The sequence below is a fragment of the Providencia rettgeri genome, assembly GCF_001874625.1.
Classification (GTDB): domain Bacteria; phylum Pseudomonadota; class Gammaproteobacteria; order Enterobacterales; family Enterobacteriaceae; genus Providencia; species Providencia huashanensis.
This window is the reverse complement of sequence record NZ_CP017671.1, coordinates 4,322,422-4,341,629: the sequence shown is the minus strand read 5'-3', so window position 1 is coordinate 4,341,629 and position 19,208 is coordinate 4,322,422. Positions and strand designations below refer to the sequence as shown.

The window sequence follows — 19,208 nt, the reverse complement described above, 5'->3', positions numbered from 1 at the left end:
CAGCCGATATGATTGTTTGCAAATGGCTATTCAGCCAATCTTATTTTTTCTTAGCGAAAATTTTCATTACCACACCAATTAAGATGCCAATAAAGATCCCTGTCGCTATCCACCCAACAAAACCCATGATAAAGCCTTAATGTTTGTATTAGATTGCGGATAAACTAACAAAAATAATTGTCTATCGCCAGTGACCCAGCGTTGTGATAAGAAAAATAGTTAGGGAAAGCTACCATATCGGCTAATGAAGATATAAACAAAAGAAGCTTTCTTTCTCTTATCATGTGATTTTAGCAATATGCGTTTTTTTAATCGAACAGACTTGATCTTCAAGAATAAGTGTTGCCAGTAGACACAAGGCAAGTATAATGGCAGCGTTTTCCAAGAAACACATCACTTCAGTGCCGGAGTGGCGGAATTGGTAGACGCAGTTGATTCAAAATCAACCGCCTTCGGGTGTGCCGGTTCGAGTCCGGCCTTCGGCACCATAAGAACATCAAGAGACGTCAACTGACGTCTTTTTTTGTATCTGAAATCCCAGTTTTACAAGGCTTTTCCCCACTTTTCAGTCTTCCCAAGTATACTAAGGTCAACCCACATCAAGTACCTACTGTTGGTATATGTGTTGGTATCTCTCGATTCGATAATAGTTTGTACCAACGCAAGGAGATAAATCATGGCTCTTACTGATGCTAAAGTCAGGTCTGCCAAGCCTTTGGATAAATCGTATAAATTGACCGATGGTGATGGTATGCACTTGATGGTACATACCAACGGCTCAAAATATTGGCGTTTACAGTATCGTTTTGGCGGTAAGCAAAAAATGTTAGCTCTGGGTGTTTACCCTGATATTTCACTCGCAGAAGCCAGAGAGAAAAGAGATGCCGCCAGAAAGTTAATTGCTAATGGTTTTGATCCAAGCGAAAAACGCAAAGAAGTGAAAGAAGAACAACAAAAGGAATTTAATACCTTTGAGAAGGTTGCTCGCGATTGGCACGAGACTAATAAGAAGTGGTCTGAAGGCCATAGCCATCGAGTACTCAAAAGCCTTGAGGACAATATCTTTTCTACTATTGGTAAACGCAATATTGCCGAACTAAAAACTCGCGACCTACTTGAACCCATTAAAGCCGTAGAGATGTCTGGACGTCTTGAGGTGGCAGCACGTTTACAACAACGTGTGACAGCCATAATGCGTTATGCCGTACAAAGTGGTTTGATCGATTATAACCCGGCACAAGATATGGCGGGTGCTGTTGCCACAGGTAAACGAGTCCATAGAGCTGCATTAGAACTTAAACGCCTACCCGAGTTCTTACAACGCATCGATGATTATAAGGGAAGACCTTTAACTAAACTTGCAGTCAAACTTACCTTGTTAGTCTTCATTCGTTCCAGTGAATTGCGCTTCGCTCGTTGGGATGAAATCGATTTTGAAAATGCCATGTGGACGATCCCAGCTGAGCGCGAAGCGATAGAAGGGGTAAAACACTCTCATCGTGGATCAAAAATGCGTACTCCTCACCTAGTCCCTTTAAGCCGACAAGCTATTGAGATCTTAAAACAGATCTATCAATTCAGCGGCAATCACGAACTGATCTTTATCGGTGATCATAATCCAAGAAAACCAATGAGTGAAAACACGGTTAACAATGCGTTACGTGTGATGGGCTATGACACTAAGACGGAAGTCTGTGGACATGGTTTTAGAACGATGGCATGTAGCTCGTTGATTGAGTCAGGATTGTGGTCGAAGGATGCAGTAGAAAGGCAGATGAGCCACCAAGAACGCAACTCAGTGCGCGCGGCTTATATCCATAAGGCGGAGCATATAGAGGAAAGGCGATTGATGGTGCAATGGTGGGCGGATTATCTGGATGCGAACAGGGAGAGGGAGATTTCACCGTTTAGTTTTGCTAAGTTGGGTGACTCATTAAAGGAGATTTAAATTAGGTTATTGATTTATTAGAGTATAAAGAATGGTTTCCGCGGCATGATGAGTTGATATTGCATGAGAAGGAATTTAATTCAGTATGGATTGAAATTCAGCTCGTGCATATTGACAAGAATGTTATTCGTGGCGCGTATAACTATGCTCAGTATTTGGAGGGTGTAAAAATGATGCAATGGTATGTAGATTACATGGATGAGTTGGGGGAGGGGCGTAATTTGGGGGAACTTTTAACTAAAACTAGCTATCCTTATTTGTGGTAGTATACAGGTAAATATTTTAATCAAAATAAATTGTAATTAATTAGAAAAAATTAAGCTCAGATATATTTTAATTCTTTAATATATCACAAAATTAAATTCATCTTTAATGGACTAGTTTGAGGATATTGATATGAATGTGAGTGGTTTTACTATTAATTCTATTTTATGGCAAAGTCTTAGAAACTGTCAGAAAGAAAGTATTAGAACTGCACTTAGTTACTTGAGAAAACCATTAAATGAAGATATTAATTCTTGCTTAATTAGTTTACCTACAGGTGCTGGAAAATCTGGTGTAATCAGTATTTTATCACATAAGGCTACACAAAAAAGAGTCTTAGTACTATGTCATCGAAGAGCTGTATGTGATCAGCTTTTCAAGGAGATAAATGGAAAATTTTTTAACGATAGAGCAAAAAATGAAGAAATCACACTCAAGCCAGTATTTGATTGTGTAAATGATATTTCTAAAAATGGAATTTATGTTTCCACTTTCCAAAAATTGCAAACTTTTACCAGTGATCAACTTGAGCTGTTAAAGCAAAATATAGACCTTATTATTATTGATGAAGGACATGCTGAACCTTCACCAGTTTGGAGCACTTTAGTTCGAGGTTTTGATGCTCACAAAATTGTTATTACGGCAACTCCTTACCGTAATGATCTATTTCAATTCGATATTACGTCTGATGCTAGTTATATTTATACTTTTGAAAGAGCGCTGGCTGATAATGTTTTAAAAGATCCTACTTTTATATCTGTGGCCCCTGATAATTTAGTCTCAAATATTCGTCAGTTCTTAGATATAATGAAGGGATAAAATGCATAATAAAATGTGAAAAATTTGAAGATATAAGTCACTATTACCAGCTGTTAACTGATGAATTTAATGTTCTGGCAATTCATGAGCAGTTTATGAGAGACGAAAGGGAAAATGTAAAAGTTTCCGTTCCTGCAGATATTAAAAATTCTAGCTATGAAGTAATTATTCATCAGCGAAAACTTGATGAAGGTATCGATATCCCTCAAGCAAAATTGTTAGTATTGACTTATACGGTAAATAGTGGGAGAGAGTTAGTCCAAACTATTGGGCGGGTTGTTCGTTTATACGAGGAAGTGGAACCAATAGTTTTAGAAATAAATAATGATGCAAATGAAAAAATGTGGCAAAACTACAGACAATTTGATAGTTCACTTAATAGTTCAGCTGCGGTTAAAAAATTTATAGCCTCCTTAGATAGTAATAAACTGATTGAGCGGTATTTGGAAGCATTCCCTAATGCTAGCTATTATGGAAATCGTTTTGTAAGCAAGTTTGATTTAAACACATTTGATCCAATAAAATCATTAAATATTCCAACAGCTTCTATCTGTTTTCTAAACCAATCAACAGGTTTTTGTAGTCAGCTAATGTCTGATCAGCTTTATTGGCGTTGCAATAAAGAAGGTGAGCTTGCGAAAGAGTTTGATACTGAAATGGGTATTCGTGGCATTATATCTATTGCCTTTAATAAATCTAGATTTTTGACAGATCAGTTTTTCTTCGAACCATCGCTTGAGATTACATTGTTTAAACAACTATCAAATAATGTTGTTGCTATTTATGATAGCCGTGGACGTCGGTTTAGTGGCGATAAAGATTTAAATCTTGGTTCTGTATTGTCTCAAGATAAGTTATTTAATGTGATGTCATTGGGTGAGTCGTCATCAGCAAAGGAAACGAGCAGTAAATCAATCAGTTCTGCAAGAAAACGACCAGAGAGTATTGCTGTAAAAGGTCGTAATTTAGAGCAAATGATTGACATACAATCAAATGCATCATATAGGCTAGCGACTATGAGATGTGATACATATGATCAGTGGAAAAAAAAGAAAGGTAGTTATTACGTAGGTATTGATTCTGGTCGTATATCAGATCAAAAGGAATCATCATTTAGTTTAGCAGACTTGAATGACTGGCTTTTGGGTATTGATAATGTGATATCTGCGAATATAAATCTAAATAATGCATTGGTTCACTCATATGCAAAACCAATTCTAGTTGATGAAACTTTTGAAGTACAGAGTTTGATTTTTGATTTTTTAACTGATTTCAATTCACCTATTCATCTTTTGATAAATGGCAATAGATACTCTCTGGATAATTCATTTTTATATTTGGAATATAATGATGGTGCTTTACTTGTTGAGGGTATTGATGAGAGTAAAATATTAGTTAATTTACAAAGTGAAGAACCATTTTTAAATATAGTGCCAGAAACAGATATGCTTTATTCAATAGATGGTGAAAATTATCAAGAAATAAAAAATCTTCTCAATGAAAAATTATACAAAGCTTTGCTTGCTGATGGAATAGGATTTTCTCAAGGAAAATTTTATCAATTAAAGTTACCATTGGCGGAAACTTTTGAACTAGGTACTTCTAACCTTGCTAATGTAATTATAGGTCTTGATTCTTTGCTTGGAGATAATCTAGATGAGAAAGGCTATCAAAACAATAATTATCAAATTATAAATGAAGGTTTTTGTTCTGACTCTATTTTTTATTTGGTAGATCAATTGAAATCTAATGGTTTAGCTAATCCCACTCTACGTGATCTAGGTCCATTTGCTCCATATATCCCAGAAGCCGATTTATTAATTATTACTGACATGGGCACTGAACCTGCAGATTTTATTGTTTCATCTAAAAATAAGTTGGTTTTTGTTCATGTAAAATGCGGTAGTTCTGTTAATCCTCAATCATCTGCAGGCGCGCTTGCGGAAGTTGGTACTCAAGCTATTAAAAATATCGAAATGCTTATTAGCAGTGATGTCAACTTACGACCAAGTAATTGGGGAAGACTTAGTACTGCTTGGCCTTCATCAGGAGCGACTCAATGCATTCGTGAAAGGATTCGAATTTTTAACGGTAATTTGTTTAGTGCCCATAATGAACAGGATAGGCAAGAAAGACTCAACGAACTTTGGGATACTGTCGCTGCAAGAAGACGTTCTACTGCCGTTAAGAAAGAAATTTGGATTGTATCAGCAAATAGTTTTTCTGCTGATCATTTTGAAAATCAATTAAAACTTGGCCCAGAGGCAAATGGTGAAACATTACAAGCTTTTCAATTAATCAATAGTTGGTTAGCGACAGCTCATGACAATGATGTGGATCTTAAAATATTTGTTTCGCCATAGACGAATAACTATAAAAACAATATGTTATAAAATGATAATATAATTTATATATGTCACAAGTCATAACTATACTAGCCACTTTCGATTTGTGGCTATTTTTTATTGTGGCATTGTATTTTCTAACAATATTTTTTTATCCAATTGGATATGCTATTAATATCGAAAGCTCGCAGCCCGTATTCCTTGTTAAGTAATATTTCTGGTAAAAATTCATCATATTTTTCAAGGCATTTTTCTGAGATTTTTTCCGCTAAGACTGATTCTGTAGGTAATCCCTCTCGAAGAATGTTAGCTAGCATCTGTTTAACTTCAATAACTGTTGTTTTTTCAACTTCAATAACACCTGCGAATGAGCCTGCTTTAAAGCCATGTAGGATAAGCAATGCTGACAGAGTATTTACAGTTTGATCGCCCAACCAAGGGAAAATATAAACATGCTGTCCCTGTTGGATAAAATATTCCGAAGCTAGATTATTACTACGAAAACATTGTAGCCCCTCATCAAATAATGCTCTGGCTGTAGTATCAGCAAAATCAGCTTTACGATCATCAATAGCGATACGGTAGTCGCCTTCTTGATAAATCATAAACATTTCTTGGCGAACGATATCATGAATAGACATTCCTTCACCGCCAAAAATAGGTGGTTGCCCTCCCTTTGTTGTTTCGACATAAATAATTTTTTTTTCATCGTCGATATCAGTCACTTTCCAGCGTCGCCCACCAAAAATAATATGCTGTTCTGGCATTAGTGGTGAATCAACAGGAATGGAACCTAGTGTTTTATTTCCTGCAACAATACGAAACTCTTCTGGGGTATTGAATACGGCATAAAAAGTGTACTGATTAACGTGATATTCACCTTCTACTCCGAGAACTAATTCACCACTAGAAGTTTGCGTCAGAAATTGATGTTTCCCCATATGGTGTAACAGCATTTTAAAGTCATCGATGCAAACGTTTCGAAACGGTCCTTGTTGACATAACTGTAGCCAGAGTTGATCTGCTCGTACACCTCCCCATTGTGCAATAATCGCCAATATTTGGTGAAACAGCGTGGAATAATGCATTTGACGAATATCCGCTGGCTCAAACCATTTACTGCCAATAAGTAAGCGTATCATTGCCAATGACTGAACAAGCTGAAGCCTGAGTTGGTCAACTATACCTGATGTAGGCACCAGTTCATTCTCGGCAATTAACATTCTTAATATAGCGGGAGAACCACGTCGGCCTGAACGGCCCATTCGCTGGCGTAAACTAGTGACGGAGTGAGGGGCAGTAACTTGCACTACAGAGCTAACTTTACCAATATCAATACCGAGTTCTAAAGTCATTGTACAAATAGCGGTGGTAGGGATATTACCTTTCTGGAGCCGTTGTTCGAGCGTTTCTCGCAGTTCTTTTGATAATGAGCCATGATGAGGAAAGAACTCATTGGGGACGATATTCATTTCACTGAGATCGCTAAGTGTAGCTGCAATACTTTCTGTTCTCTTACGGCTATTAGCAAACACTAAATGGGAATCACCACGGCAAAATCGAAAAATATCGTGGCAGATTTGTATTTCGGCTGACATAGGGGGTTGCTTGCCTGAAATGACTAGAGGTTCCAAATAGCCCTTAACCTGTACCTTCAGTGTAGAGTGAGTTTGATTGTCAGTAACTATATCACAGGGCAAACTTTGATTCGGTCGGAGAGATAATGGTACTTGTTCCAGTTCACCTAGAGTGGCACTTAACGCGACTCTAGGTATCGGATTATTAATCCTTCCTAGAAGATGGTCGATACGGTTTAATAAAGAGAGAAGCTGCATACCTCGCTCGGATCCGATAAAGGCATGAAACTCGTCAATGACGATATAAGATAATGGAGTAAAAGCCTGTTTTAGCCATCCTGTATTACGGATAAGCATTGCTTCTAGTGATTCAGGCGTTATCAGTAAAATCCCAGAAGGATTTTTTTAATCTTTAATTTTTTGCTTTGTGTAACATCGCCGTGCCAAGGTGTGACTGGCATTTCTAGTGTATCACCTAAGCTTTCCAATCGTCGGTACTGGTCATTAATTAAGGCTTTTAACGGGCTAATATACAAAATTCCAAAGCCATTCCTAATGTTTGCAGTCACAGAGCAGGCTGGTAGAAAAAAAGCTTCAGTTTTACCCGCGGCGGTAGCCGCGCTGATTAACACATCTCTATCACTAGACAATATTGAAGGAATTGCTTTTTTTTGCAGCTCTCGGAGATCTGTCCAGCCTTGCCGATATATCCACTTTTGTATGCGTGGATCTAACAACTGATATTCAGCCGTCATAATTTGAAATCCGCGAGGCCGTCCTCATCAGTATTCCCTGTTGATATAATTTCATCCATATCACTCGGCTTCTCTTTCTCAATGGTGACATTTGAAATTAATTGAGTCCATTGAATGGAAGGGTTTTGTTCGAGTACAGCTAGCATGTCTAGGAAAGCTTTAATGGTGTTTCGTGGTGTACGAAAGTAAGCATCACCGATAGTATTACTACAATGGTGTAAAAATGCTGTTAATGCCTCATCAGGAACAAGATAGTTATCCATGTTTCCGCTGGAGTAAACGTGACGAAGATTTTTTAGCAAGATATATAATTCTTCGGGTGTCAGACTTGCTAAATGTAGTGATGGAGATGAATAATCAATAACCCCCGCTCGCTGAGCAAAACTATTTTCAGCTAATCGTGATTGGAGCGCTTCGTAACTGTATAATCCCTTACGTGGATCAAATAGGAACTCCGGTGTGCCGCCAAGTAAAAAACCAATATACTCAGCCGTTCCTTGTAGACAATCATTTAAAATACGAAGTATTTGCTCATAGTTAGCAACCCGGGCTTGGGTATTACTCAGTTTGTATAAATTAACTAGTTCATCCAAATTAATCAGCAAACCAGCATATCCAGCTTGTCGAACAAATAGACTCATTAGCTTTAGTGAGTCATAAAAGGAAGAGTCCGAAATAATGGAACGTACACCTAGGTCGATACGAGCGTCGGTTTTTGTCGTGTATTCACCCCTCAACCACCGGATAGCATTTGATCTTAATGTTTCATTATCTTGCTCATAACCCAGCCAGTAACTCTCAATAACTTTAGCAAAGTCATAGCCACCAACCATATCAGAGAGCTCAGAAAGTTTTTGATGAATGATTGTCGGAACTGAGGAGTTTTTACTATCGGCTTCCTTTCTAGCTTCGGTGATAAACCGCTCAACCACGGTTAATAAAGCATTGCCATCCGGTTTGCTTCGAGTGGATAGATTTTTCATTAGTTCTGAATAGAGGTTGCGTGCCTGCCCTCCTGTAGCATGAATACGGCGCTCTGGTGATAAATCAGCACTGACAGTTACTAGCTTTTTCTCTAATGCAATTGAACGAACGACACTTAGAAAAAATGTCTTACCTGAACCGTAATCTCCGATAATTAGTCGGAAACACGCACCGCCATCAACAATACGCTCGATATCTTGATACAAAGCTTTTATTTCGTTAACTCGACCAACTTGAATATACTGGATACCAATTTTAGGGGTCACGCCTGATTTCAATGAGTTAATAATGGCGTCTCGTTCTTTGAGTCGAATACGAATATCAGACATAAATTATCCTTTGAGTTCTTGTGCAATTTCTAAGTCGACGTAAATGCCATCATCGTCTTCATCAAGAAGAGGTGCATCAACCTGTTCGAAAGACCAATCATTAATAGCTTCGATTGCACCGATTAACATCAAATTAAGTTGCTGACATAGTTCAGCGACTTCATTTCTTTCCCAGCGATTTTTCTCTAACAAAAGTTGATAGAGTTGATGGTGTGTTTCATCAAGAGTAACTGTTGAATTTGATGGAATATCTTTTGGTCGCTCTTCTGTGGCACTATCTTCTTCAAAAATTGTGCTCAGCAACTGATGAACATTTGCTGTATCGGATTCATGACGGGCAAGAGCGTGTTCATCAAGTGAGAAAATATTATTTCTTTCCAATACTGTTTGTGTTCTGTGCTCTGAAGTTTTTCCTGTCATTGACAGATGATGGAGATCGTTAGTAACAGCTTTGCTGTCTAAGCCAAGGCTGGAGTAGATTTTTTCTAGTTGCTTAATTTCAGCTAAGTCAATTTTTCCATCAGCGCAAGCGACCCTAAGAATTACATTACCAATAGTAGATTTTTCTTTATCGTTCAGTTGTTCAATTTTATTTTTCAAGCCAGCCATATTGGCAGGTGTATTGAGTAACCATCTTAGGTAGGCATGTAGCGAGCGTTTTTCAGTTGGTGACAAGGTGCCATTATGATCAATCGTTTTTTCCAGTACAATCTGTTCAGTAATGTCTACATCTTGGTCCATTTGCGCAATCATTGCACCCAATCGAAGTGCTACAGACACTGACAAAAACTCTGTAGAGGGCGTGAAGAATTCACCATGACCCTCTAAAAATAAAACGATATTTCCGTCAGGCTCAGGTTTTACATGGTGATAACGTGTATCTGGTGCAACGCCGTAACCTGTGCGTTGAATAAAATTTTGTATCAATTCGGCTTCTTTTTTATTGATCTTATCTGGGGCAGGAATATCAAGTATTGCCCAAAAGCTAGCAACTTTTACTAATCCTGCATTTTCACTAATTTGTTCATCAGCCCAGCGTTTAAACTTCGTAAACGTATGTTCTGCATCTTCGTTTAGGACTTCATCAGGGAGAAGCATTATGGCGGCAATATCACTTCTTGACGCTTCTTTCTTACCGAGATAGCGGCTATAAGCATCCAAAGAATCGGTACAAGATTCTGCAATTTGTATTAATTTCTGTACCGGAGCTCTTAATACGCTAGGGTCAGGTAGATCAAGATGCTCAATGTTAATTCCACGTAGTGTACTGCTTGCTGGATAATAATTTAACTCCAAACGGGTCTTGTTTGGCTTGATGATAAGGCCATTGTTGAATTTATCTGCATAACGTTGTTTAAATAGAGCCGTAAATTCATTAACACAACGTCTTGCTGGAGTTCGTAGAGCATATTCGGCGTAATATTTTACCCAAGCCAAAGCCAGATCGACTGGCAATGGTTCCCCTTGTTCCACTACTGTAGCTAGGCGGAATCGGAACAAAAGTGAACTCCCTGATGCAAAGTAATCGCTCTCATTTTCAATTTTGATAACATCAGGTCGAAGAAGTAACATGGTTTCTATTAATTGAGTAGAATACCGATAGAAGGAGTTGTTTAATTTAAATATCGACCTTAAACGTGAAACTTCTCCAAATAATGATTTGAATTCATCGGCAGGTATTGCTTTCTGTGCTCCATCTACCAGTATGCGACGTTCAAGACCATAGAAATAGATAAAAACATAACCAATAGGGCAGCTTGCATCATTTCTATCGCTTGCTAACCAGCTAAGATAAGCCCCTCGAGAAAGTGGAGATAGTGTTGAAAAGCTAGGCCAGTATCCCAGTGATTCATCCTGATGATGTACCGAAGCATGTTGGATTGATAAAGCACTGTTAACTAGAGATGCATCGGAATTGTCGTTATAACGATAGTGATGCTCTCTTGATGAACCCGCTTTTAACTGTCCACCGAAATAAAAATAACCACCATTAATGACGATATTTTCAATTGTTACGCTTTCATCTGGTTTTATCCATCGTGCGGGTGTTGTATGGCGTTGGGATAAATTTTTTTGTGGTTGTTCTTGCCTAGCGTGAAAATCAACTACTTGCTCGTTAATGAAAGTAAAAGTTGCTAGTTCATCTTCGTCAGGTGCCCGAGAGTGTATATTTGATAAGTTGTTAGTTGATTTACCAGAAGATACTTTGTTAATTGGTTTTTTGTTATTCACCTTAGGAGCCACCGGTTTTTTCTTTTTGAAAAATAATGACCAAATAACGAACAGCGCAAAAATAAATATCCAGAAACTCATTTTCAATATCCTTAGCTGATAATGATGCTTTTCATTGCGCTTTATGAATAGTAAAGGCGGTAAGCATAATACGGCGAAACAAAGCATAAAATCATACCGTGTCAGTGAGGGAGTACAAGTATAAAAATTCACAATCTTGATTTGTGTCTCTCCGACAACATGGATAGATATTTAGATTATGTGTTCAATCATTTTTTTTCACATTTTTCTTTTGAATGTGAGTGCCATTATTTAATATCTATCCTGCTCTGCCATTCTAAAATAGATATGAACGATATTTTTTAATTCTTTCTGAATATAGGATTGTTTTTCGTGTACTTAGGTAACGCTGTTTTTAGTGTCTATTTTCCTAAAATTAAAGCCCTAATAATTTGTTTTAAATGTTTTTATTCCTAGTGAAGCTGTAGATTCATTGACGGACTAAGTTACTGTGGGGATATTCTAGGCGTTTTCTTTATCAACCAAACAACACATAATCATCCATTATCCTCGTCAGTCCCCAGTTCTCCATTTGCCTGCCAATTATCCGTTTCACCAACTGTTCTTCAGTTTTCATCTTCAGGGTATTCAGCCCATCATCTAAAGGAAAACCTAACATCAAATCATACCAGCACAACCACATCAGTTTGGGGCGTAGCTCAGGGTTATCGAACTGGTTAAACAGACTAATCAGTTTATTGGCAAATGAAAGTTGTCCAATCCTCACATATTCATTGAGCAGAATACCTTCCAGTATCTGATGGTAGCTTAGCAGGCGGTTATCGACGATTAAGCTGACATCCATATCAGTTTCGACAGATAACGGTCCAGGAAGCATTTTACAGTGTGTTAAACGGTACAAACATACGGGCACAACAGCAGGCACGTTGTCGGTGCCTAGAAAGCGTATATTCGCTACCATCAGTTTGTGGCTATTCTTGATATAGGGATGGCACATTCCCAGAGCAAGTGCGAGTTTGGTAAGGCTATCCAGTTAGTTCTAGTCGTGGCGTCACGATGCCTCATGAGAGTCATGATACTTTTTCATTGTTGAGTTTTTAGTGTGATTTAAATGTCGGTGTTATTAAAGCAGAATAGGGAGATGTGATGGTTAATCTCTGGATTCGGCAATGCGTGCCTGTACCCAATTCTCGACTTCGCTTTTTAACCAGCGAGAGCTACGCCCCAATTTTATTGGTTTCGGGAACTCTCCATCTTGGATCAATTTATAAAACCATTTATCAGTTAATCCGGTTAAGCGGGTTATAAATTTCATATCAACGAATTGGTCATCTAATAAGGGAATCGCATGAGTGCTCATTATTGAGCTCCTGTCTTTAAAGTTAAAAGGCAGAAGGGATATCGATAAATGTTTAGGGATATCTCTCTTCCAAAAGATATCCCCTTCATGTTTTTTATTGGTAGATTAACGGCTGCATCCAAAAGAACGCTCACCATCACCATAATATTTTGTATGTTCTTTGGCTAAGTAACGACAGCGTTGGTTTAATTCGAATATCGTACTTTCATTGTTGGCATTATTGTTATCTAGCCAAGTAACTGCATTGTCTGGGATATGAACTAAATAACGCTCGTCAGGGTGGTTAACACCTATGGCGTTACACCATGCCTGCTGTATGAATACATAGAGCGTCCCTTCGGTTTTAATAAAGTCGCCAAGACCCCAATAGATATCTTTATTTAATAGCAAAATTACATGGTAATGTTTTTTGTTGTTTATCTCACCAAACTCTCTGACCCATACATAAAACAAGGGGCATGAATGGTTACGTTTCCATGCTTTATTTTTACGTTTTAGGTCAGCATCTATTTTTGCTTTTAAGGATTCGAAGAATCGTGTGATAACTCTGGAGTCGCTAAAATAAAATATATCTTCTGATGGGAATCGCAAGTCAACGCGGATAGCTGTAATACGATTACATGTTAAGAGTGATTTACGAATAGTGTGGTTTATCTTCTGAATGTAATGCTCGTTGTGGGTGTTTCTAGACATGATTGATACCTTTGGTTAGTTTTATTTCATATCTAGAAAGGATGTTGTTAAAAATAAGAGTTCATCACTTTATAAAAATGATGAACATATGGATGAGTGAGTCAGTGACAGGGTAATGATTAATATTCTAGGTGTGGTTATGGGATAGGTTTTCTTTATTAATATAATACTATACCAACACGGCTGGGCTCTTCTCTATCTCATCACCGATACCGTGATAGAGCGCTTTTGAACAAAGGTGAACTGATGCTTTTTCAAGTAGATCAACTCTGATATTAATTTATCTAAAGATTATCCTTCATTCTAACTATAATTTTACTATTATAGTGATATTTAGCACGTAAATCCTGTTTCTTACATGATACAAGGTAACTATAAATGCTACGTAAAATACTGCGTTAATTGCTAGGTAAGGATAAAATTTTATGATAAAAATTGACGATGATTACTTAGGTTACAGGCAGATATATGCAATAGAGTTTTATTTGTTAAAAAATAAAATCGTAATAGATCAAAACTTTAATATTGGTCATTTTACTGATAATAGAAAAGGAAAGTCTAATCGTGATCTGTTAGATGAAATAAAATTGTATATGTCAGAAAGAAATACTTTTTTAAATTTTGCAAATTGCTTGTCTTGTTATAAAGAAAATTTAATTGAAATTGGAAAAATAAAATCTTTAAAGAGTGAACGGATTTTACTTATAGTAATGAATTATTTAATGATATTTTATAATGAAAAACTAAAAGAGAATGAAAACAATCACCAAATAATGACAATGAGTAGTTATTCTCCATTTGACCTTGATGAGATGATAGGGAACGATTCTTTATTAAAATATGTAATTTGTTTTATTGACTATATTTGTATGATGGTGAGTAAAAGCAATTTTGAATTTTTGTTTTTGGATTTTTTAAATAAAAGCATGTCATATGTTAATAAATATAAAGATGTATTTTCATTTATTAATAAAACCGATGATTCATTAGATTGGTTGATTAAGAGAATGGTGAAAGAAGATGTGGAGATTTCTCGCGACATAGCTCTTTTGATAAGGAATGAAAAATGGAAGGTAATTAACTCTTGCTTTGATTACTGGGCAATCACTTCAAATCCTAAACACGTGGATTATTTTCTTTCCAGAACAAGAAAAGCATGGAGTCAAAAGAAATTCCGTGATGGCGTTAAAGGTAAAGAGGTATTGAATACCTATATATCTAAAGAATCAAAGTTAAAATTAAAAAAAATAGCAAAGCTTCATAATAAAAATATTAATGAAATTATTGAAGCTATGATTGATCAAATTGACTTACCAGAGGAACCATTAAAAAAGCTAATATTGACAGCTAAAAAGGCAAATTAAAAAAACTACAGATATATATTATTAACTTGAATAGCCACAATGATTTTTCAAGGATGTAATATGAACCTACAACCCGAATTAGGAAGGGTGATATCCGCCTTTCCTGCTTCATTTAAAAATCTGTTTTTCAACCAACTCAATCACCTAATCAACTATTCCCCAACCATCGGCCTAATGGGTAAAACAGGTGCTGGAAAATCCAGCTTAATCAATGCCCTATTCCAATCCCAACTATCACCCGTCAGTAATGTCTCTGGCTGCACACGCCAAGCCCAGCATTTCAGTATGACGATGGGTAGCCATGCGATGACATTTATTGATTTACCCGGTATAGGGGAAAGCCTTGAGCGGGATCGTGAATATCACTCACTGTACCATAACTTATTACCAGAGCTGGATTTAATCATTTGGGTACTCAAAGCGGATGATAGAGCATGGTCTTCTGATGAACAGTGTTATCGCTTTCTCACTGAGCAATGTGGTTATCAACCAAGTCGCTTTCTATTTGTGCTGAACCAAGCCGACAAAATAGAGCCCTGTCGCCAGTGGGATGAACACAACCACCAGCCATCCCTTGAACAAGTGGCTAACTTAGAATTGAAGCAGCAAGCCGTGTTAACAACATTTAAACCGCATCATCCAGTGATGACGATTTCTGCGGCAGAAGGTTTTCAACTCACTGAATTAGCAGAGCAATTAATACAGGCGTTACCGGCACAAGCAAGTAGCGGGGTCGCTAGGCAACTGAACAACACTTATCGGACACAATCCGTAGAGAACTCTGCACGTAACGATTTTGGGCAATGTGTCAGTGATATCGTCGATACCATAATCGATATTATTCCATTACCCACATTGATAAAACATACGATCAGCACTGTCAAAAACAGCATCGTCTCCGTCGCTAAATCCCTGTGGAGCCTGTTCTTTTAGCTTATTAAATTAACGCAACATTGATGACATCTAGCGCCAGTCCTTAACGGGATTGGCGCTTTTTTATTTCTTTTTATTGGAGTATCAACTTATGAGCAACACAATTGAATCTACTATCACAATGGAATTAGTCCCTGATGAACAACGCCTTGATTTTTGGTTCAACCATTTTGGTGCAGTAAAAGGTTGGGCCACCTTTGAAGTAGTGATCTTCACCATGATGGGTCAATTCTGCGACGAGTATCATGGCGGTTACTGGGAGTACGGGATGTTAAGTAATGGCGGTGCCTTTATCTTCCCCGATATCAACGCAGACACCTTAACCTTATTCAACATGCACAACGGCAATGAAGCCACCGTGAGCCAAGAGGCGGCAGGCATTGCTGTGTGTCTGATCTTGTACAGCATCTGGTCATTCCAAACAGAAAGCGAAGTCATGGGCGACCGCTTTTATCAGTTGCGTGACTACGCTTCACAACATCCCGAATCCACTGCCATTTTCCACTTAATTGATTAATCAGGAATCTATCATGAGTTTATTAGCTTCGCGTTTTGGCTCTGCCAACAGTATTCGCCGTGACCGTCCACTGACCATTGAAGAATTATTCCGTACTGTACCGAGCGTATTTTCTGAAGAAAAACACGATTCACGCAGTGAACGCTATACTTACATTCCTACCATCAGCTTGTTAGACAGCCTGCAAAAAGAAGGCTTTTATCCATTCTTTGCTTGCCAAACTCGTGTACGCGATGCGAGCCGTCGAGAACACACCAAGCACATGTTGCGGTTACGTCGCCATGACCAAATTACAGGCGTACAAGTCCCTGAAATTATTTTGCTCAATAGCCATGATGGTTCAAGCAGCTATCAGATGTTGCCGGGACTCTTTAGAGCCGTGTGTTCCAATGGTTTGGTATGTGGTGATGTATTAGGGGAAGTGCGTGTCCCCCATAAAGGGGATGTGGTGGGGAAAGTGATTGAAGGGGCATATGAGGTACTCGATACGTTTGAGCAAGTGGCTGAAAAACGCGAAAGTATGCAGTCGTTATTGTTACCCCTACCAGCCCAGCAAGCCTTTGCTGAAGCGGCTTTGACCTACCGCTTTGGTGAAGAGTTCCAGCCCATCACGCGAGAGCAAATTCTACAGCCTCGACGCTTTGAAGATAAGAAAGAAGACCTTTGGACGGTGTACCAACGTTTACAAGAGAACTTGATTAAAGGGGGATTATCAGGCCGCACTGCAAAAGGTAAACGCGCTCGCACTCGTTCAGTGAATGGGATTGATGGCGATATCAAACTCAATAAAGCCCTGTGGGTGATGGCGGATACATTATTTAACCAACTCGCCCCTCGCCAGCCCAACTAATTTTCCCACCCTGACAGGTTATGTCGTTACGCGTTGCTTTCTTATCGTTTAAATAAAAAGCATAACGTTATTTATCAAATAATTAGATATAGTCATTTTTCACTAAAAAGCCCAATGAGAATTTTTCCCAACAGACATAACCTGTCAATTCACTAAGTTAAACTCCCTCACTTCTTAATTTCCTAACGTCTGTTATTGAGAGCAATACGTTATGTTTCAGATTAACCGAAAATATGACCGCATGGCTGTGCGACTCTCTGCGCTGATTGCCCGCTTAATGGCAGGAGAAAGCCTTGTGCTCTCGTGTTTAGCTCAAGAGTTCAACGTTTCTGAACGCACGTTACAACGGGATTTACGTGAACGCTTGGCTTATCTGGGGGTAGAAGGTCGGCAAGGTTGTTATCGTTTACCCATCAATACGCTAAAAGCTTACCGAGACAAAGATGTTCTAACTTTTGTGAAACAGATTGGGATGACTCGGTTGTTCCCGGGGCTAGACAGTCGCTTACTCGGGTTACTGTTAACCCAGCAGCCCCATGCACCTTGTTTGATTTGGCATCACGCCCATAAGATTTCGGCTTTGCATGCCGACCATTTCTATCAATTGGTGTATGCCATTACCAGTAAGCAATCTATTAGCCTACTTACGCCTGAACGTCGTTTTAATCCGCTACAACCCTATCAACTGATTTACCGTGAAGGCCAGTGGTATTTACTGGCGGAATACCACCAGCAAGTGCATGTCTTATTGTTAGATGATATCCAGCAAGTTCAACCACTCAATGCCCCCTTCACACCGAAACACGCAGTGATGCAATTGTCACAACAAAACAGTTTTATCGCAGCATTACCGCATTTTAGATTGATATCACAAGTACTTACCTCTCTTCCATCACACAAAGAAAGGAGCCGACCATGACGTTATTAGCCCCACTAGCATCGCATCCAACCCATTGCCCTCACTGTTCTTCTGGGCAAGACATCATTGCATGGGGCTCGGGGTGGATGTGCCGCGATTGCGGTCATGAATGGGCCATGCCTATTCAAAATCACCCTCATACCGTGAATTCATCATCACATAAGGAAGCTTAAAAATATGAATATCGTTTCACACTTACAACTGGGTTTAGAACGCATCGCTATCGTTATCAGTATCTTGTTATGCCTTTGGATCACAGGCGCATTGTTAACATATTTCCAGCTTATCGCCCTCATCATGAACCCATATGGGAGCACATTGATGTACTTCGTTTTATATCTTTTGGCTTTGGTTATCCCACAACTCTTGGCGCAATTGGGCTTATGGGTTTTGAGTGCCTTTAAGGGGATTGATTATAAAATCCATTTCAACCCCAAATTAATTGCCATTATCTCGTCCATCATTATCGGATTAGCCCTCTCTAGTCTACTGATTATCATGTCATCCGGTTGGCTATACGGTTTTACTGAAGGTATCGCCACTACGATATTGCTGGTTGATTTGCTTATCGCCACTGGTATTGCCTTTTATCTTCACCGACGAATTCGTCACTGGGTTTCAGTGCAACTAAACCGTCAGTCATCACATTAACCATGATCAGCAATTTTTGTTGTGAATGCCTTATTCACCCTTCATCAGATAACCATCGAATACGCCATATCAGGGAAAACCAAGCACCCATTAGACGGTGTTCATCAAGCGTTAATCTGACGTTTCTATTTATGTTGATAGGAATTTATAATGAAAAAATATGTAGTTGTAACTGTATTGGCCTCACTGTGGTTGATGACATCACCCGCCTCTGCCACCAGCCAGCCCCCTAAAAATACCATTTGGGAATATAAAGGGGATAGCGGTAAAACCTTATGGCAAGTGTGTGGGAGCCAAAATAGTAGCTGTAGGATTGTAGGCTCAACCAAGCATTATGTTGCTGTACTGAATCATAAATCTGCGTCAGGTTGCGCATTTGGTGATTTTTATATCGTGGCAAGAACTGACGGAAACTGGCAACAACGCGATACGGGCACTTGTAGCCCTAATGCCTATGTCCAAAAAGGGTACATTAATAACGGGCAATATTCGTCAGTTGATATTGGTGTCAACGGTACTATCGTCAAACGCTATCCGATAGGTTATTGGAACCAGCAAAAAGAATTATCAGGTAAAAAACGTCCACGCTGGAAAGAAAAAGACCGTACTAAAGGCGGGTTGCAAACCAATCAACAATAAATAATATT

At 38.5% G+C, this 19,208-nt stretch carries 16 protein-coding genes, 1 tRNA gene and 1 pseudogene; 12 read left to right on the top strand and 6 right to left on the bottom strand.

The genetic code is table 11. The features are described from left to right. The first annotated feature begins 403 nt into the window (after positions 1–403). The 4 genes from RB151_RS20080 (at position 404) to RB151_RS20065 (ending at position 5,394) form a co-directional block, all read left to right on the top strand. A tRNA-Leu gene (locus tag RB151_RS20080) sits at positions 404–488 on the top strand. A 188-nt stretch (positions 489–676) separates the two neighbouring features. Next, entirely contained in the window at positions 677–1,948 is a 1,272-nt protein-coding gene (locus RB151_RS20075; RefSeq protein ID WP_071548676.1) for a tyrosine-type recombinase/integrase, read from the top strand. A 396-nt stretch (positions 1,949–2,344) separates the two neighbouring features. After that, the gene (locus RB151_RS23535; protein WP_197679464.1) at positions 2,345–3,031 is read left to right on the top strand and encodes a DEAD/DEAH box helicase; all 687 of its coding nucleotides are present in this window, start codon (positions 2,345–2,347) and stop codon (positions 3,029–3,031) included. Continuing rightward, positions 3,028–5,394, top strand: a complete 2,367-nt coding sequence (locus tag RB151_RS20065) for a helicase-related protein (RefSeq protein WP_197679474.1) — start codon at positions 3,028–3,030, stop codon at positions 5,392–5,394. The genes RB151_RS23535 and RB151_RS20065 overlap by 4 nt, the downstream gene beginning before the upstream one ends. 119 nt (positions 5,395–5,513) lie before the next feature. On the opposite strand, the pseudogene RB151_RS20060 reads toward RB151_RS20065, so the two are convergent. The 6 genes and pseudogenes from RB151_RS20060 to RB151_RS20035 all read right to left on the bottom strand — a co-directional run bounded on the left by RB151_RS20060 (position 5,514) and on the right by RB151_RS20035 (position 13,327). Further along, positions 5,514–7,708: pseudogene (locus RB151_RS20060) on the bottom strand (DEAD/DEAH box helicase). Further along, positions 7,705–9,021, bottom strand: a complete 1,317-nt coding sequence (locus RB151_RS20055; protein WP_071548674.1) for an ATP-binding protein — start codon at positions 9,019–9,021, stop codon at positions 7,705–7,707. The pseudogene RB151_RS20060 and the gene RB151_RS20055 overlap by 4 nt, the downstream one beginning before the upstream one ends. Before the next feature lie 3 nt (positions 9,022–9,024). Continuing rightward, the gene (locus tag RB151_RS20050) at positions 9,025–11,334 is read right to left on the bottom strand and encodes a TerB N-terminal domain-containing protein (RefSeq protein WP_071548673.1); all 2,310 of its coding nucleotides are present in this window, start codon (positions 11,332–11,334) and stop codon (positions 9,025–9,027) included. Positions 11,335–11,791: 457 nt separating this feature from the next. Then, the gene (locus RB151_RS20045; protein WP_223844730.1) at positions 11,792–12,235 is read right to left on the bottom strand and encodes a hypothetical protein; all 444 of its coding nucleotides are present in this window, start codon (positions 12,233–12,235) and stop codon (positions 11,792–11,794) included. A gap of 189 nt (positions 12,236–12,424) precedes the next feature. Beyond that, positions 12,425–12,634, bottom strand: coding sequence for a helix-turn-helix transcriptional regulator (locus tag RB151_RS20040; protein ID WP_071548671.1), 210 nt, complete (start codon positions 12,632–12,634; stop codon positions 12,425–12,427). A gap of 105 nt (positions 12,635–12,739) precedes the next feature. Further along, positions 12,740–13,327, bottom strand: coding sequence for an inovirus Gp2 family protein (locus RB151_RS20035; protein WP_071548670.1), 588 nt, complete (start codon positions 13,325–13,327; stop codon positions 12,740–12,742). 425 nt (positions 13,328–13,752) lie between these two features. Between RB151_RS20035 and RB151_RS20030 the strand changes: the two genes are divergently transcribed. The 8 genes from RB151_RS20030 (at position 13,753) to RB151_RS20000 (ending at position 19,200) form a co-directional block, all read left to right on the top strand. Beyond that, complete coding sequence (locus RB151_RS20030) at positions 13,753–14,691, top strand: hypothetical protein (protein WP_071548669.1); 939 nt, start codon at positions 13,753–13,755, stop codon at positions 14,689–14,691. Positions 14,692–14,751: 60 nt separating this feature from the next. Then, positions 14,752–15,624, top strand: a complete 873-nt coding sequence (locus RB151_RS20025; protein WP_071548668.1) for a GTPase family protein — start codon at positions 14,752–14,754, stop codon at positions 15,622–15,624. 91 nt (positions 15,625–15,715) lie between these two features. Beyond that, the gene (locus tag RB151_RS20020; RefSeq protein ID WP_071548667.1) at positions 15,716–16,141 is read left to right on the top strand and encodes an antirestriction protein; all 426 of its coding nucleotides are present in this window, start codon (positions 15,716–15,718) and stop codon (positions 16,139–16,141) included. Between the two features lie 13 nt (positions 16,142–16,154). After that, on the top strand, positions 16,155–16,991 hold the full coding sequence (locus RB151_RS20015; protein WP_071548666.1) for a DUF932 domain-containing protein: 837 nt from the start codon (positions 16,155–16,157) through the stop codon (positions 16,989–16,991). 211 nt (positions 16,992–17,202) lie between these two features. Continuing rightward, positions 17,203–17,910, top strand: a complete 708-nt coding sequence (locus RB151_RS24480; RefSeq protein WP_071548665.1) for a helix-turn-helix transcriptional regulator — start codon at positions 17,203–17,205, stop codon at positions 17,908–17,910. Further along, positions 17,907–18,083, top strand: a complete 177-nt coding sequence (locus RB151_RS23495; RefSeq protein ID WP_164717596.1) for a hypothetical protein — start codon at positions 17,907–17,909, stop codon at positions 18,081–18,083. Before RB151_RS24480 ends, RB151_RS23495 begins: the two co-directional genes overlap by 4 nt. Before the next feature lie 4 nt (positions 18,084–18,087). Continuing rightward, complete coding sequence (locus tag RB151_RS20005; RefSeq protein WP_071548664.1) at positions 18,088–18,561, top strand: hypothetical protein; 474 nt, start codon at positions 18,088–18,090, stop codon at positions 18,559–18,561. A gap of 150 nt (positions 18,562–18,711) precedes the next feature. Beyond that, a complete protein-coding gene (locus RB151_RS20000; RefSeq protein WP_071548663.1) occupies positions 18,712–19,200 on the top strand; it encodes a hypothetical protein in 489 nt (162 codons plus the stop codon). The last annotated feature ends 8 nt before the right edge of the window (positions 19,201–19,208 follow it).

Bases quoted from the DNA above. Each gene is read 5' to 3' on its own strand.
- RB151_RS20000 (WP_071548663.1), top strand. From the start codon at position 18,712: ATGAAAAAATATGTAGTTGTAACTGTATTGGCCTCACTGTGGTTGATG.
- RB151_RS23535 (WP_197679464.1), top strand. From the start codon at position 2,345: ATGAATGTGAGTGGTTTTACTATTAATTCTATTTTATGGCAAAGTCTT.
- RB151_RS20025 (WP_071548668.1), top strand. From the start codon at position 14,752: ATGAACCTACAACCCGAATTAGGAAGGGTGATATCCGCCTTTCCTGCT.
- RB151_RS20040 (WP_071548671.1), bottom strand. From the start codon at position 12,634: ATGAGCACTCATGCGATTCCCTTATTAGATGACCAATTCGTTGATATG.
- RB151_RS20020 (WP_071548667.1), top strand. From the start codon at position 15,716: ATGAGCAACACAATTGAATCTACTATCACAATGGAATTAGTCCCTGAT.
- RB151_RS20050 (WP_071548673.1), bottom strand. From the start codon at position 11,334: ATGAGTTTCTGGATATTTATTTTTGCGCTGTTCGTTATTTGGTCATTA.
- RB151_RS20015 (WP_071548666.1), top strand. From the start codon at position 16,155: ATGAGTTTATTAGCTTCGCGTTTTGGCTCTGCCAACAGTATTCGCCGT.
- RB151_RS20030 (WP_071548669.1), top strand. From the start codon at position 13,753: ATGATAAAAATTGACGATGATTACTTAGGTTACAGGCAGATATATGCA.
- RB151_RS20035 (WP_071548670.1), bottom strand. From the start codon at position 13,327: ATGTCTAGAAACACCCACAACGAGCATTACATTCAGAAGATAAACCAC.
- RB151_RS23495 (WP_164717596.1), top strand. From the start codon at position 17,907: ATGACGTTATTAGCCCCACTAGCATCGCATCCAACCCATTGCCCTCAC.
- RB151_RS24480 (WP_071548665.1), top strand. From the start codon at position 17,203: ATGTTTCAGATTAACCGAAAATATGACCGCATGGCTGTGCGACTCTCT.
- RB151_RS20045 (WP_223844730.1), bottom strand. From the start codon at position 12,235: ATGGTAGCGAATATACGCTTTCTAGGCACCGACAACGTGCCTGCTGTT.
- RB151_RS20055 (WP_071548674.1), bottom strand. From the start codon at position 9,021: ATGTCTGATATTCGTATTCGACTCAAAGAACGAGACGCCATTATTAAC.
- RB151_RS20075 (WP_071548676.1), top strand. From the start codon at position 677: ATGGCTCTTACTGATGCTAAAGTCAGGTCTGCCAAGCCTTTGGATAAA.
- RB151_RS20005 (WP_071548664.1), top strand. From the start codon at position 18,088: ATGAATATCGTTTCACACTTACAACTGGGTTTAGAACGCATCGCTATC.